Annotated in this window: 15 protein-coding genes and 1 pseudogene; 10 read left to right on the forward strand and 6 right to left on the reverse strand. The window is 61.4% G+C overall.

The window, feature by feature from the left end; all coding sequences use genetic code 11:
- Nucleotides 1–30 precede the first annotated feature (30 nt).
- A protein-coding gene (locus NKH95_RS16615; RefSeq protein ID WP_502895240.1) for an IS3 family transposase occupies nt 31–1385 on the reverse strand; the annotation gives its coding sequence in 2 pieces (ribosomal slippage) (nt 31–920 and nt 920–1385; 1356 coding nt in all).
- 79 nt (nt 1386–1464) lie between these two features.
- Between NKH95_RS16615 and NKH95_RS16620 the strand changes: the two are divergent.
- Nucleotides 1465–2034 (forward strand): annotated as a pseudogene (locus tag NKH95_RS16620) (chloramphenicol phosphotransferase CPT family protein); the annotation flags it as partial.
- A gap of 72 nt (nt 2035–2106) precedes the next feature.
- On the forward strand, nt 2107–3102 hold the full coding sequence (locus NKH95_RS16630) for a phosphatase PAP2 family protein (RefSeq protein ID WP_352892060.1): 996 nt from the start codon (nt 2107–2109) through the stop codon (nt 3100–3102).
- Between the two features lie 2 nt (nt 3103–3104).
- On the opposite strand, the gene NKH95_RS16635 is transcribed toward NKH95_RS16630, so the two are convergent.
- The 4 genes from NKH95_RS16635 to NKH95_RS16650 form a co-directional block, all read right to left on the reverse strand.
- A complete protein-coding gene (locus NKH95_RS16635; protein ID WP_023812944.1) occupies nt 3105–3539 on the reverse strand; it encodes an HIT family protein in 435 nt (144 codons plus the stop codon).
- Between the two features lie 90 nt (nt 3540–3629).
- Entirely contained in the window at nt 3630–4844 is a 1215-nt protein-coding gene (locus NKH95_RS16640; RefSeq protein ID WP_352442393.1) for a GNAT family N-acetyltransferase, read from the reverse strand.
- A gap of 50 nt (nt 4845–4894) precedes the next feature.
- The gene (locus NKH95_RS16645; protein ID WP_023812942.1) at nt 4895–5623 is read right to left on the reverse strand and encodes a glycerophosphodiester phosphodiesterase; all 729 of its coding nucleotides are present in this window, start codon (nt 5621–5623) and stop codon (nt 4895–4897) included.
- A gap of 14 nt (nt 5624–5637) precedes the next feature.
- Nucleotides 5638–6102, reverse strand: a complete 465-nt coding sequence (locus NKH95_RS16650) for a RidA family protein (RefSeq protein WP_023812941.1) — start codon at nt 6100–6102, stop codon at nt 5638–5640.
- 138 nt (nt 6103–6240) lie between these two features.
- Here NKH95_RS16650 and NKH95_RS16655 point away from each other — a divergent pair, with 138 nt between their 5' ends.
- The 5 genes from NKH95_RS16655 (at nt 6241) to tsf (ending at nt 10824) form a co-directional block, all read left to right on the forward strand.
- The gene (locus NKH95_RS16655; protein ID WP_023812940.1) at nt 6241–7068 is read left to right on the forward strand and encodes a cell envelope integrity EipB family protein; all 828 of its coding nucleotides are present in this window, start codon (nt 6241–6243) and stop codon (nt 7066–7068) included.
- Between the two features lie 113 nt (nt 7069–7181).
- Nucleotides 7182–8480: a lysophospholipid acyltransferase family protein gene (locus NKH95_RS16660; protein ID WP_352892064.1), complete on the forward strand. Its 1299-nt coding sequence runs from the start codon at nt 7182–7184 to the stop codon at nt 8478–8480.
- A gap of 43 nt (nt 8481–8523) precedes the next feature.
- Nucleotides 8524–8802 (forward strand): DUF4031 domain-containing protein, encoded by a 279-nt coding sequence (locus NKH95_RS16665; protein WP_023812938.1) that lies wholly within the window; start codon nt 8524–8526, stop codon nt 8800–8802.
- Between the two features lie 203 nt (nt 8803–9005).
- Complete coding sequence (rpsB, locus tag NKH95_RS16670; RefSeq protein WP_352892066.1) at nt 9006–9794, forward strand: 30S ribosomal protein S2; 789 nt, start codon at nt 9006–9008, stop codon at nt 9792–9794.
- 109 nt (nt 9795–9903) lie between these two features.
- Complete coding sequence (tsf, locus tag NKH95_RS16675; RefSeq protein WP_023812936.1) at nt 9904–10824, forward strand: translation elongation factor Ts; 921 nt, start codon at nt 9904–9906, stop codon at nt 10822–10824.
- 21 nt (nt 10825–10845) lie between these two features.
- On the opposite strand, the gene NKH95_RS16680 is transcribed toward tsf, so the two are convergent.
- Entirely contained in the window at nt 10846–11772 is a 927-nt protein-coding gene (locus NKH95_RS16680) for a LysR family transcriptional regulator (RefSeq protein ID WP_127295546.1), read from the reverse strand.
- Between the two features lie 116 nt (nt 11773–11888).
- Between NKH95_RS16680 and NKH95_RS16685 the strand changes: the two genes are divergently transcribed.
- From NKH95_RS16685 to pyrH, 3 genes are all read left to right on the forward strand, one after another.
- Nucleotides 11889–12416 (forward strand): nuclear transport factor 2 family protein, encoded by a 528-nt coding sequence (locus NKH95_RS16685; RefSeq protein ID WP_128303617.1) that lies wholly within the window; start codon nt 11889–11891, stop codon nt 12414–12416.
- A 38-nt stretch (nt 12417–12454) separates the two neighbouring features.
- Complete coding sequence (locus NKH95_RS16690) at nt 12455–13561, forward strand: aldo/keto reductase (protein WP_352442394.1); 1107 nt, start codon at nt 12455–12457, stop codon at nt 13559–13561.
- A gap of 147 nt (nt 13562–13708) precedes the next feature.
- On the forward strand, nt 13709–14431 hold the full coding sequence (gene pyrH, locus NKH95_RS16695) for a UMP kinase (RefSeq protein ID WP_013531760.1): 723 nt from the start codon (nt 13709–13711) through the stop codon (nt 14429–14431).
- Nucleotides 14432–14467 lie beyond the last annotated feature (36 nt).

Genomic DNA, 14467 nt, shown 5'->3' on the forward strand with positions numbered 1-14467 from the left:
AAATGAACTGACCCCATAAAGTTGGACGGTTCATTGAGTTGGTAGGTTTAAGGGCTGGTTCCTGTATTGCACAGGGGCCAGCCCTTTCAGTTTCAGTTTGATGCGGCGGTGGTTGTAATAGTCGATGTAGTCCGTGATGGCGTCGTCCAGGCTTTGAACGGTGTCGAAGGTTCCGGGATGGAAGAGCTCGGATTTGAGGATGGCAAAGAAGCTCTCCATTGGGGCGTTGTCGAGGCAATTGCCTTTGCGTGACATGCTCTGTTGGAGGCCTCTGGCTTCCAGCCTGCGTTGGAATGCCGACATCTGATACTGCCATCCCTGATCGGAATGCAGGATCGGCCTTTCGTTCTCACCAAGCCGGGCGAGGGCTTTGGTCAGCATATTGTCCACCATTTTGAAGCGTGGCCGCCGCGCCGTCTCGAACGCGACGATCTCGCCATTGTAGAGATCCATGACCGGGGACAGATAGAGCTTGTCGCCGGCCAGGCTGAACTCCGTCACGTCGGTCACCCATTTGCGGTTGGCGCGGTCGGCGCCGAACTTGCGCTGCAACAGATCGGGAGCGGTCCGCCCAGCCTCGCCCCTGTAGGAGCGATACTTCTTCGGCCTGACCAGCGACTTCAATCCCATCCCGGCCATCAGGCTCTGGACGGTCTTGTGGTTGACGCGCCGGCCCAACCGGTGCAGTTGCGCAGTCACCCGGCGATAGCCGTAGCGACCCTTGTGGCTGTCGAAGATGGCCTTGATCGCCGCCTTCAGCGCCGCATGGCGGTCCGAGCGCTTCGCTGCTTTCTGTCTGTAATAGAACGTGCTGCGCGCAAGCTTCGCCAGCTCGAGCAGCCCCTCAAGCGAATGCAACGGCCTTAACGCCTGGACGGCTTGCGCTTTTTGAGCGCATGTCCCTGCGTTAAGGCCTCTAGTTTTTTTAGGTAGTCGTTCTCCATCCGCAGATGCTTCAGCTCAGCCAGCAGTTCTTCGCGGCTTTTGGCCTCGTCACTGGCTGCAACAGGCACTGCGGGGGACGGCGGCTTTGACATGGGTCGTCCTCTGGGACGTGGGCCGAGCGCCTCTATCCCGCCCGCATGATAGCGCTTCTCCCAGCCCGTCAGGCAACTGGCATTGCGGATATTGAACAATGCAGCCGTCTGCCGATACGACAGACCTTCCTCCCACATTCGCTCAAGCACCGACAGCCTGAACGCCGCGTCGTAACGACCGTACTTACCAGATAGCCCGGCATCGCCATGCGCCTGGTACAACGCAACCCACTTGCGAACAGTGGCCGCATCAACGCCATGCATCGACGCCGCACTCGCGCAGCTCTCATCCCCGCCTAAATAGCTATCGACAACCGAGCGCTTGAAACTCTCGCTGTATTTGGACATGCAAAACCCCCGAAGGTTGTGTCCAACTTTCGGGGGGTCAGTTCAAAACGGGGCTTTTTTCATTGGAGCGGGAGGACGCATGGCCGGGCAGATCATTATCCTGAACGGCGCGCCGCGATCGGGAAAATCAAGCATCGCGAGGGCTATTCAGGAGAGCTTCGACGGCGTCTGGCTCAATCTCGGCGTCGACGTCTACGAGCAGGCCACGCCGGCACGCTATCGGCCTGGGATTGCGGCCTGGCGGCGAGCGTCCGGACCTTGAGGCCCTCGTGCCCGGATTATACGCCGCGCTCTACGAATCGATAGCCGCTCATAGCCGGTTGGAGCTGAATGTCGTTGCGGATGTCGGCCATCACGATGCCTATTCGAAACCGCTCCACATCCTGGCCGATTGCGCTCGCCGTCTCGCCGGTCTGCCGGTGCTGCTTGTCGGTGTTCGCTGTCCGATCGAAATCATCATGGAGAGGCGAGCGGTGAGCGCGACGGACAAGAGATATGTGACCGGCTCGCCCGACGATCCGTGCCATTGCCCGTGCGTCTGTGGCAGGAAGAGGTTCACCGGCCAGGCATATACGATCTGGAGGTCGACACCTCGCTTCTGAACCCTGTGCAATGCGCGGATGCGATCCGCCTGTGGCTTTCTTCGGGGCGGCGGAGTTGACGGCGTTTCAAAGGCTTTCGGACCCGTCCTTGTTATGGCATCGGTCGTCCTGGGTCAGAATTGCCATCCGACGGCTTTTTTCACTCCAAATTAACGCCATCCGGCCATTTTTCGACAATGGTCTTACTTCCCGCAGAACGGACGATCCTGACTGTCGCGTTGGCGCTGGTTGCCGTTTGCATGTTCCTTGCCTGGGACAAGAACGTTACCCTCGCGCTTGACAGTTATGGTTTTTCCGTCGGCTTGGCGGTTGTGATGATTGCCATTGGCCAATTCTACCGTCGTGTTCGCAAGGCTGAGCGGATCGCGCTCTCCACACACGTTCTGGCCCTGTTTGTTTTCTATTCAGTGCCGGCCGCGCTTTTCAACCTTCTGCTCTTGCCGCGGCCTTTCGCGCCGATCGACGCTACGCTCGTGCGGATGGATGCTTGGCTCGGCTATTCCTGGCCTGATGCCTGTGCATGGATTTCCCGCTATCCACGCCTCTCGGACATTCTCAGGCAGGTCTATACCCTGACGCTGGCCCAGATCCTGTTTGCCTTTCTCTTCCTGGGTATGGCCAACGATCGGCGGCGGCTGCACGCGGCAGCCTTGGCGACGGTATTCGGATCTCTGGCCACCATCTTTTGCTGGGCGCTGTTTCCGTCCAGCGGGGCGTCCGCCTATTGGACCTTGGCGCCTGAAATCGACCGGATCGTTCGGCCGGTGGTCAATTCAGCTTACGGTTCGGAATTGAATCGGCTGCTGGTTGAGGGCGTCACAGACATTTCGGAGTTGCAGGTGACGGGGCTTGTGGGATTCCCTTCATTTCACACGGTGATGGCGCTGATGTCTCTAATCGCAATCTGGCCGTACAGGCTTGCGCGTCTCGCGCTGATTCTCGTCAACACCGCTTTGCTGCCGGCTATTCTGATCCATGGCGGGCACAATCTCATGGATGTGCTCGGCGGAACCGTGATCACGGTGATATCCTGGTGGCTCGGGCTGCGGGTGTTCGAAGCACAAGATCGCCGTCTGCCTCGGCTTGGATACGCCGTGCCGGCGATCGAGACCTGACGTCAATTCGTCGTCAGCGCCGCCCGTATCTCACCGGCGTTTTCGGCCAACACCTCCGGCTTCTCCATCTCGCCCGTGTGCGGCTTCAGCGGGACGCCGTTGAAGCGCGGGATCACATGCACATGCAGGTGGTACACGGTCTGCCCCGAGGCCGGCTCGTTGAACTGCATGACGGTGACGCCGTCGGCACTGAAGGCCTTTTTTACCGCCTGTGCTATCCTCTGAACGACCGTGAAAAGCGGACCGAAAATCGACGGATCGGCGTCAAGCAGGTTGCGCGACGGCACCTTCGGCACCACGAGCGTATGGCCTGGCCCCTGCGGCATCACATCCATGAAGGCTATGAACGCATCGTCCTCGTAGACGCGGTGCGAGGGAATTTCGCCGCGCAGGATTTTCGCGAAAATGTTGTCGGTGTCATAGGCGGTTTCAGCCATGGCAATGCTCCGGATTGTGACTTTCGTGTAGCGAAGCCGTCGAAAGTCGGCAAGGCGATCGTCGACCCTGCCCCTCCGGGCAGCCGGTCGCTACTCTTCTAAATCCTTGCGGAACGGGGTGTGCCCCTCGAGATATTCGCTCATCCGCTCCACCTCGTGGCGTTCACGCTTGAGATAATCGGCGACGGCATTGCGCAGGCCTGGGTGTGCAATGTAGTGCGCGGAATGCATGGTCACCGGCCGGTAGCCGCGCGCCAGCTTGTGCTCGCCCTGCGCGCCCGCCTCCACCACCTTCAGCTTGCGCTCGATGGCGAAGTCGATCGCTTGGTGATAGCAGACCTCGAAATGCAGGAAGGGATGGTCCTCGATACAGCCCCAGTTGCGGCCATAGAGTGCGTCGGAGCCGATGAAATTGATGGCCCCGGCAATGTATCGCCCGTTGCGCCTCGCCATCACCAGCAGGATGTCGTCGGCCATGCGTTCGCCGATCAGCGAAAAGAATTGACGGTTGAGATAGGGCCGACCCCATTTGCGGCTGCCGGTGTCCATGTAGAAGGCGAAGAAATCGTCCCAGGCCTTCTCCGTGAGGTCCTTGCCGGTCAGCCGGTCGATCGAAATGCCTGGGGCAAGCGCTTCACGCCTTTCCTTCTTCATCGCCTTTCGCTTGCGCGAGGCAAGGGTGGCGAGGAAGTCGTCATAGGTCGAAAAGCCTTCGTTGAAGAAATGGAATTGCTGGTCGGTGCGGTGCAGGAAGCCTGCCGCTTCCAGCACCTCCACATCGCTCTCTTGCGCGAAGGTGACATGCGCGGAAGAGACGCCGAGTTTTTGCGTCACCGCCTTCAGGCCCGCCACGAGACCGGCCTTTACTTTGGCGCTGTCCTCGCCTTTGCTGACCAGCAGGCGAGGGCCGGTGACCGGGGAGAACGGCACGGCACTTTGCAGTTTGGGGTAGTAACGGCCGCCGGCGCGCTCGAAGGCATCCGACCAGCCATGATCGAACACATATTCGCCCTGGCTGTGCGATTTGAGATAACAGGGCACCGCGCCCAGCAATCTGCCTTGCCCGTCCTCCAGCCTGAGGTGATGGCCCTGCCAGCCGGTACGCCGCACGGCGCATCCAGAATCTTCGAGCGCACTTAGAAAAGCGAAGGAAACCAAAGGATTGTAACTGGTTTCTGAATCTCCGCGCGCAGTTCCGGCAAAGCCGTTCCATTCATCACAGGTGAAGGCGCCGATGCCCGCGGCGACGCGGATCGAATAGTCCGCATTGGCCGTTTGTCCGTCACCCTCGTCGCCCTGATCCATGAGGCTTATTTAAGCTCCGTCCGGCCTGGTACAAGTCACGTTTCAGACACTCAGGCGACTTTGACCAGATCGGGTTCGAACCCTTCGAACGTCATCTGGTCGGCATATCTGAAGGTCAGGTCGACCGCCGGCTGGTCATGCACCGTCCAGGTGATAACAGGCATTTTCAGCCTTTCACGCACGAAGCTGACAAATGGGTTCGGCAGGTCGCCGGCGGCGTAGGAGGTGAAGGCGATCTCATGCGCCAGCATGGCGAAATGCGCCTCGATCAACCCGACGTCCTTGCCGTAGGCGGTGAGCCCCCCTGGGATACCCGGCGCGTCCTTCGGAAAATCGCGGACCAGCCAGTGGTCGAACGACATGATCGCCGCTTTGCCCTTGTAGCGCTTGAGCATCTTGCCGACGCTTGCCACCAGGCCTTCGTCATAGCCGGGCGTGCCTTTCAACTCGACCACCAATGGCACGCGGCCGTTCACCAGGTCGAGCGCTTCCTGCAGCGTCGGCACATGGTCCGCCGTGCCACCGACCCTGAGCGCCGCGAGTTCAGCTGCGGTACGCTGCCAGACGAAACCATCCTGGCCGGTCAGGCGCTTGAGATCGCCGTCATGGATGATGACGGGAACACGGTCGGACGACAGGTGCACGTCGCATTCGATGGCATAGCCGCGCTCGGCGGCCGCGGCGAAGGCCGACAGCGTGTTTTCCCAGCGCGTCTTGTTCATGTCGTGGAAGCCGCGATGGGCGACGGGCCGGGCGGTCAGCCAGGATAGGTCGGTCATATCTATCCCCTGGCTCATTCGATTTCGAAGACGGCTTCGATTTCCACTGCGGCATTAAGCGGCAGGCAGGCGGTGCCGACGGCGGAGCGCGCATGCTTGCCACGTTCGCCAAGGGCCGCCACCAGGAAATCGGAGGCGCCGTTGGCAACCAGATGCTGCTCGACGAACTCAGGTGCCGAGGCGACGAAAACGGTGATCTTCACCAGACGGCTAATCTTCTCGAGGTCGCCGAGTGCTGCCTTGGCCTGCGCCAGGATGTTGATCGCGCAGTATTTTGCCGCGTCCTTGCCGCCTGCCGTATCCAGATCGCGACCTAACAGCCCGCTCGCCTGCAGCTTGCCGTCCTTGAGCGGCAATTGCCCGGCGGTGAACAGCAGATTGCCGGTCCGGCAATAGGGCACGTAGTTGGCGGCGGGCGCGGCGGCGACGGGAAGCGTCACACCCAGATCACTTAGCCGCTTTTCGATTGTTTCACTCATGGTATTTCCCTATTGCTTGGTGACGCCGCGCCGGCCGGGCCGAAATTGCTATTTTTGCCTCGCTTCCGCCACGACTTTTTTTAAGCTGGACCATCTTTCCCTGCGGCCTGCCATCAGTCGCGACGATCGGAGTACCTCATGCGCGCAACGCGCCTCGCATTCCATGCCGTCCTGTTGTCGGGAGCCCTCTCGATAGGCCCTGCCTTTGCCGCGCCGGCGCTGCAAGCCCACCGCGCCGTCTACGATCTTACCCTGAAAAAGGCTTCCGATCAGTCCGGCATCACGGGCATATCCGGCCGCATGGTCTATGAGTTCAATGGCTCGGCCTGCGAAGGCTATACGGTGAAATTCCGCTTCGTCACCCAGATCGTCACCGCCGACAACACCAGGTTGACCGACCAGCAGACGACCACTTTCGAGGACGCCGAAGGCAAGACTTTTTCGTTCGTGACAAAATCCTTCGTCGACCAGAATCTCGACAAGGAGGTCAAGGGCATCGCCACGAAAGAGACCAAGGGCCTGAAGGTCGACATCGACAAGCCTGAAAAGAACAGCGTCGAGCTGGCGACAACCCAATTTCCGACCCAGCACCTGGTCGAGCTGATCGGCAAGGCCGAAAAAGGCGAGAATTTTTACGAAACGAACCTGTTCGACGGTTCCGAAGACGCCAACAAGGTGATGACCACCACTGTCGTGGTCGGCAAGAAAACCGATGCCGACAAGGCCGACCCGGAAGCTTCGGCACTGGCAAAGCTCGCCACGGACAAATACTGGCCGGTCGACATCGCCTATTTCGACGACACCAACAAGACGGGCGAAGAGGTGCCGGAATACCGTATCAGCTTCAAGCTGCATGAGAACGGCATCACCCGCGATCTCGTCATGGACTATGGCGACTTCTCGATGACCGGCAAGCTGGTCAACCTGTCGCTGTTCGACCAGACGAAACCCTGCCCCGCCAAATAGTGCCGGTCTAGGCAGTTGATTTACCACGACACGGCGTGGTCGTTGCGATCGACTTGAACGTGCCGCAATCGTCTCTCAACCTCTCCCAGCGTCCAGGCGCGAGGGGGATCAGCTTGAGCAGGATCGATACATTCGTCGCGCCGCGGCCCAACCCGGCACTGATCAGGGCCATGACATCCGTCAACCGGATCGTCATGCTGCGCGGCATTCCCGGATTTCGGGATCTGTTGCCGTTCAATCGCCTGGCCGGTCTTCGCGGCGTCGCCAATGTCCGCCATATCGACTTTCCCGACGCCGATCTTGAGCGGCTGAAGGCCAGTTGCGGGGCAGGGAAGGCGACCTTCATCACGCCCAATCATCCCGAGTTCTTCACCGACTGGATGATCGACAAGGAGATTGTGTCGCAGGTCAGCCCGCTCACGGCCTCATGGGCAACCAACGGTGTCGTCAACGGCCTTGGCCGGCTGATGCAGAAGTTCTGGCTGGCCAACAATCTGATCGCCCAGATTCCGGGCAACAGCGGGGCAGCCAAGGAACACTCGATCGCCTGGGCCTTGAAAGGCCATGGCGTGCTGCTGCATCCCGAAGGCGGCGTCGGCTGGCATGCCAATGTCGTTGCGCCTTTGCTGCCGGGTGCCGTCGAGATGGGGCTCGAGGCCCTCAAGCGCGGCCGGGCCACGGATCCGGATTTCAAGGTCTGGATCGCGCCAGTCGTCTGGAAGCTGGCCTTCACCGGGAATGTCGAAGCGGCGCTGGCGAAGGAATGCGCCTATGTCGAGAAAAGCCTGAAAATAGAACGCCTTGCGACCGACACGCTGCCGCAGCGCATCCACCATGTCTATTCGACGCTGCTGGCCCGCGATGAAGCAGCATCGGGCATGCCATCCGACGAAGGCGCAACCTATACCGAGCGTCAGCAGGCATTGGTTGCTGAACTCGGCCGCCGACTCGGCGAAAGCATCTCGCCCGACACTGATGTCACCGACGTAACCGAACTTCTGCGGCGGGCGCGTCGTTGGCAGCGCGAAAACAGTGGCGATGCGGAAGGCCGAAAGCAGGTCCGCGCGCTCGCCGACACGATTCAGAGGCTGCAACGCGTCGGGCCCTGGGCCGCGGCCAACCCGCGCATCAGCCTGGAAGAGATCGCCGAACATCTGAAGCGGGTCCGCAACGACTATTGCCGGGGCGGACTGCGTGACACGATCAACCGGTTCATTCCGCAGCCGGCCGGACCGCGTTGCGCCCATATCCGGGCGCCGGAGGCGCTGGGCCTGCATGAGTATGCCGGCTCGATCGACGATGCGGTTGCCGAGTTGCATCGTCGCATGCAGGACACAATGACCAGCACCGTGGCTGAAGTCGAGGCCGGCGGCGGCTTCATTTTCTATCCGAATCCCTTCTATCATCGCTAGACGAGTGCCTGTCGGCGCAAGATGAAGGAATACGGCAAGCCTCATGGCAGTCTATGTCGACGCAGCGATCTGGAACTGGGCCGGCCATCGCTGGTGCCATCTGTTGGCCGACGACACCGACGAGTTGCATCGCTTTGCCGCCCGGCTCGGCGTCAAGCGTTCATCGTACCAGGGACCGCCCAAGACTTCGGCGCCGCATTATGACATAACGGGCTTCGAGCGTGATCGTGCGGTGCGGCTCGGCGCTATCGAATGCAGCCGCGAGGAGATCGTCGCGGTCTTCCGGCGGGTGCGGGTGCCGAACGGCAAGGTCAAGCGCTGACAGCAGGGCGCGGATCGTCGCACGCAACACCACGGATCCTGCGGCGCTTGCGTTTATCGCGCATCCCCTCTATATGCGCGCTCATTCCACACACGGACTTTGGTGTCTGCCCGGGAGAAATCCGGCTGAAACCTCCGGTGGCGTTCGAGGACAAAGTCCAAAAATGCCTGTGTCCGTGGAGGCTAACCGGAAAGGAACTTTGAATGGCACTGCCTGATTTCAGCATGCGCCAGCTTTTGGAAGCTGGCATTCACTTCGGCCACCAGACCCACCGCTGGAACCCGAAGATGGCGCCCTACATCTATGGCGCCCGCAACAACATCCACATCATCGACCTGTCGCAGACGGTGCCTTTGCTGCACCAGGCGCTGAAGCAGGTTTCCGACACCGTTGCCGAAGGTGGCCGCGTGCTGTTCGTCGGCACCAAGCGCCAGGCCTCCGACATCGTCGCCGATGCGGCACAGCGTTCGGCTCAGTATTATGTCAACTCGCGTTGGCTCGGCGGCATGCTGACCAACTGGAAGACGATCTCGAACTCGATCCAGCGCCTGCGCAAGCTCGACGAGATGCTGGCCGGCGAAGCGCAAGGGTTGACCAAGAAGGAACGCCTCAACCTCGACCGCGAGCGCGAGAAGCTCGACAAGGCGCTGGGCGGCATCAAGGACATGGGCTCGACGCCCGACCTGATGTTCGTGATCGACACCAACAAGGAAGCGATCGCCATCCTCGAGGCCAAGCGCCTCGGCATCCCGGTCGTCGCCATCATCGATTCGAACTGCGATCCGGACAAGATCGACTTCCCGATCCCCGGCAATGACGACGCGGCCCGTGCCATCCAGCTCTATTGCGACCTGATCGCCAAGGCTGCGATCGACGGCATCGCCCGCCAGCAGGGCGCGCTCGGCGTCGACATCGGCGCTTCGGTCGAAGCTCCGGTCGAACCCGCGCTCGACCCGGCTCCGGCCCCGGCGTCGGAAGCTCCCGAAGCTTGATAATCGAAGGCCGGTTGCGGCCTTCATCTTTCTCATATTCTGGCACGCTAAACAGACGCACCATCGAATACCGATGGTGCGTCGGTGCATTTAAAACAAAGAGGCGACAATGAGCATTTCGGCTGCACAGGTCAAAGAACTCCGCGACTTGACCGGCGCGGGCATGATGGATTGCAAGGCCGCGTTGACCGAGACCAACGGCAACATGGAAGAGGCCGTCGACTGGCTGCGCAAGAAGGGTATCTCCAAGGCCGACAAGAAGGCTGGCCGCACCGCGGCTGAAGGTCTGATCGGCGTCGACAATGGCGTGCGCGAAGCTGCCGTCGTGGAAGTCAATTCCGAGACCGACTTCGTGGCCCGCAACGCCGCGTTTCAGGAAATCGTCGCCAACGTTGCCAAGGTTGCGCTGGCCTATGGCACGACGGAGGCTGTGGCCGCCGCAAAGTATCCGGGGTCCGACAAGTCGGTTGCCGACACCATCAAGGACGCTGTCGGCACCATCGGCGAAAACATGGGCTTCCGCCGCTCGGCCAAGCTCACCGTTCCGCACGGCGCTGTCGCTACCTACGTTCACAACGCGGTTGCCGACGGCCTTGGCAAACTCGGCGTGCTGGTCGCGATCGAGACCACGGGCAATGAGCATGCCGCCAACGCCTTTGGCCGCCAGGTGGCGATGCATGTTGCCGCCACCAACCCTCTGGCGCTGACGGCAGAGCAGATCGATCCGGCCGCGGTCGAACGCGAGAAGGCGATCTTCTCCGACCAGGCGCGCCAGTCCGGCAAGCCGGAAGCGATCATCGAGAAGATGGTCGAGGGCCGTCTGCGCAAGTTCTACGAGGAAGTCGTGCTCCTGAAGCAGGCCTTCGTGCTCAATCCCGACATCACTGTCGAGAAGGCGCTGAAGGATGCCGAGAAGGAGATTGGTGCGCCGGCCAAGATCACCGCCTACCTGCGCTTTGCGCTGGGCGAGGGCATCGAGAAGGAAGAGACCGATTTCGCCGCGGAAGTCGCTGCAGCGGTCAAGAAATAGCCCTTTCCAGGGCTCACGAACTCAGGCAACTCGGCCGGGTGTCCGCAAGGAGGCCCGGCCGATTTCTTGTGCGGTGTCGATAAAGGCCCTGAGCTTCGGCGCCATCGCCGCCCGGCGAGGGAAATAGAGGAATAGCCCCGGTTCCTCGATCGCCGTCTGCGGCAGCACCTGGACGAGGCGGCCCGCGGCAAGATCGGCGCGCGCCAGCGGCTCGAACACATAGGCAAGCCCGACGCCTGCAAGCGCAAGATCGATTGCTGCGAGCGAATCCGTCACGACAACGCTGCCCCGCGTCTCCATGGCGATGTCCTTGCCATCCTCGATCAAATCCCAGCGATAGAGCGCACCGGAGCGGACGAGCCGGTAGCCGATACAATTGTGGTTCGCCAGGTCGGCAACGCCGCCGGGACGGCCGTGCCTTCCGATATAGGCGGGCGAGGCGACGATGACGACGGAGAATGGCGGCGTCAGCCGGACCGCAACCATGTCCTGAGCGATCATCTCGCCAAGCCGGACGCCGGCATCGAAGCCTTCGCCGACGATATCAACCAGACCCTGGTCAGCGAAGACCTCGACCGTAACCTCCGGATAGCGCTCGGCCATCGCCGCGACCACCGGCGTCACCGCCAATGGTATCGCTATGTTGGAGGCGTTGATCCTGAGCAGGCCAGACGGCCTGCCTTTGACGCTGCGGATGCGGTCCATCCGCTCGGCAATATCCTGGAGGGCCGGAGCCGCCGTTTCCACCAGCGCCTTGCCGGCCTCGGTGAGCGAAACGCTGCGCGTCGTGCGGGCGAACAAGGGCTGGCCGATCCGCTCTTCGACAATGCGCACCGCATGGCTGACCGCCGAAGGGCTCATGCCGAGTTCGGCGGCGGCAAGCGCGAAGCCGCCACGCCGGGCAACGGCGACCACGACCGGAAGATGGCTGAGCAGATCGCGATCCATTCATGAATGATATCGCATGGTCTTTGCGAACAATGCAACCTTATCGATGCCAAGGCGGTGGTCCACATTGTCGCCAACTCATCGGCGATCGGCTGATGGCACTGAGGAGACGAGACATGAACACGTTAAAGCACGTAACTTTCACGGCAGGCATGGCGTTGGCGCCGATGGATGCCGGTGGGGCGGAGCCATCAGACTGGCGGGCCCTTGCAGACGAACGCGCGGTCATTCGCATTGCCGATGCCATCGACCGGGCCGTTGACGCCCAGGACTGGAAACTTGCACGCGGCTATTTTGCGGATCGGATCACCGCCGACTTCAGCAGTCTCTCCGGACAGCCGGCGGCCAACATCGCTTCCGACGATCTGGTTGGCGCTTGGGCGGCCAACCTCAAGGGCAGCAAGACAAGCCTGCATCTGCGCACCAATCACCAGGTCGCTCTCAAGGCGGACACGGCGACTGTCCTGTCGAACGGCTATGCTTGGAACCGGATGGAAGGCAATGGCGACCCGCTTTGGGAGGTCTGGGGCACCTATGAGCATCACCTGACGCGTTTTGCGGATGGCTGGAAGGTCGATGGCTTCGCGTTCCACATGACACACGAGCGCGGCAATCCCTGGGTCAAGAACACTCCGGGCCAGTGACGCGCGGGGTATCTATCACCAAGCATTGGAAGACGATCATGACCATGACCTACTACACTCTTGGCAACAGCGGCCTTAGGGTCAGCCGACTGGCACTGGGCACGATGACTTTCGGCAAGGAATGGGGCTGGGGAGCCGACAGGGATACGGCGCGGGCGATTTTCGACGCCTATGTCGAGGCGGGCGGCAATGTGTTCGACACGGCGGATCTCTACACAGATGGCACGGCCGAAGCCTGGCTTGGTGAATTCATCGCCGAGCGCGGGCTGCGCGACACGGCGGTGATAGCCAGCAAGTTCACCATGAACATGCAGCCCGGCAATCCGAATGCTGGCGGCAACGGCCGCAAGAACATCATGCGGGCCGTCGATGCTTCGCTGAAACGGTTGGGGACCGACTATATCGATCTCTATCTCATGCATGTCTGGGACAGGCTGACCCCGGCTGAAGAGGTCATGCGCACGCTGGACGACCTGGTCCGGATGGGCAAGGTGCGCCATGTCGGCCTTTCCGATGTGCCCGCCTGGTATGCGGGCCGCGCACAGGCGATCGCCGAATTGCGAGGATATGAGCCGGTTTCGGCGCTACAGCTCGAATATTCGCTGGCCGAACGCGCGATCGAGAACGAGTTCGTGCCATTCGGCACGCGCCATGGCGCCGGCATCATGGTGTGGAGCCCGCTGGCCGGCGGTTTGCTGAGCGGCAAGTATCGACCGGCCCAGACCGGAAACGGCCGCCTCGACGGATTTCGCAACTCGACGCATCCGGGTTTCCAAAAGTTCACGCAACGCAACTGGGCTATCGTGGCCGAACTCGAGAAGGTCGCATCCGAGGTCGGCCGCAGCATGCCTCAGGTCGCGCTCAACTGGGTGGCCACGCAGCCGGGGATCGCAACCGTCATCCTCGGTGCGACGACGCTCAGCCAAATGCGTGACAATCTTGGCGCGCTGGATTTCGAGATTCCGAAAGCGCATCGCGACCGGCTGGAGAGAGCCAGCAGAACTCCAGCGCCGTTTCCCTATTCCTATTTCGGTTCGCAGATACAGGCGCGCGTTACCGGCGGCGCGACAACCGGCGACAAGCCCCCCAACTACGTGTCACCGGTGCTTATCGAAGGAGAGTCGGCCAGCGTGTCCACCAATTGATCAATGGGCAGGAAACCGGCAATTTGCCGTTTGGGCGCCGCGTTACATCGCGGCGCCCTTCGTGTATCGGAACGCCATTGTTTCGGATGGCGCGCCTGCGCCAGAGCAGCCACCCGGAACGCGCCACATGCAAATGAAGAGGCCCAGATGACGGTGAAGCCCCTCTACCGACGTGTCTTGCTGAAAGCGTCGGGCGAAGCACTGATGGGCGAGCAGCATTTCGGCATCGACGTTTCAGTAGTGGATCGCATCGCCGGCGACATCGCCGAGGCGCGTGCATTGGGCATCGAGGTCGGCGTCGTCATCGGCGGCGGCAACATCTTTCGCGGCGTGGCCGTTGCCTCCAAGGGCGGCGACCGTGTCACCGGCGACCACATGGGCATGCTTGCCACGGTGATCAACTCGCTGGCGCTGCGCACGTCGTTGAACAAGATCGGCGTCGACGCCGTGGTGCTTTCGGCGATCGCCATGCCCGAACTTTGCGAGAGCTTTTCGCAGCGCCAGGCGACCGCCTACATGAACCAGGGCAAGGTGGTGATCTTTGCCGGCGGCACCGGCAATCCATTCTTCACCACTGATTCGGCCGCAGCCCTTCGCGCCGCTGAAATCGGCGCCGACGCGCTGTTCAAGGGCACTCAGGTCGACGGCGTCTACTCGGCGGACCCGAAGAAGGACCCGAATGCGACGCGTTTCGAGCGCATCAGCCATGGCGAAGTCATAAATCGCGGCCTTTCCATCATGGATACCGCTGCGATTGCACTTGCGCGCGAAAACAACATTCCGATAATCGTCTATTCGATCCACGAAAAAGGTGGTTTCGGCGATATTCTGAGGGGCGGCGGCCGCTGCACGGTCGTCGCGGACGATTGATCGGCGGCCTGACCCGAAAAGGGAAGCCGGTTTTCG

The organism is Mesorhizobium sp. M0848 (genome assembly GCF_040319805.1).
In the GTDB taxonomy this organism is placed as follows: Bacteria; Pseudomonadota; Alphaproteobacteria; order Rhizobiales; family Rhizobiaceae; genus Mesorhizobium.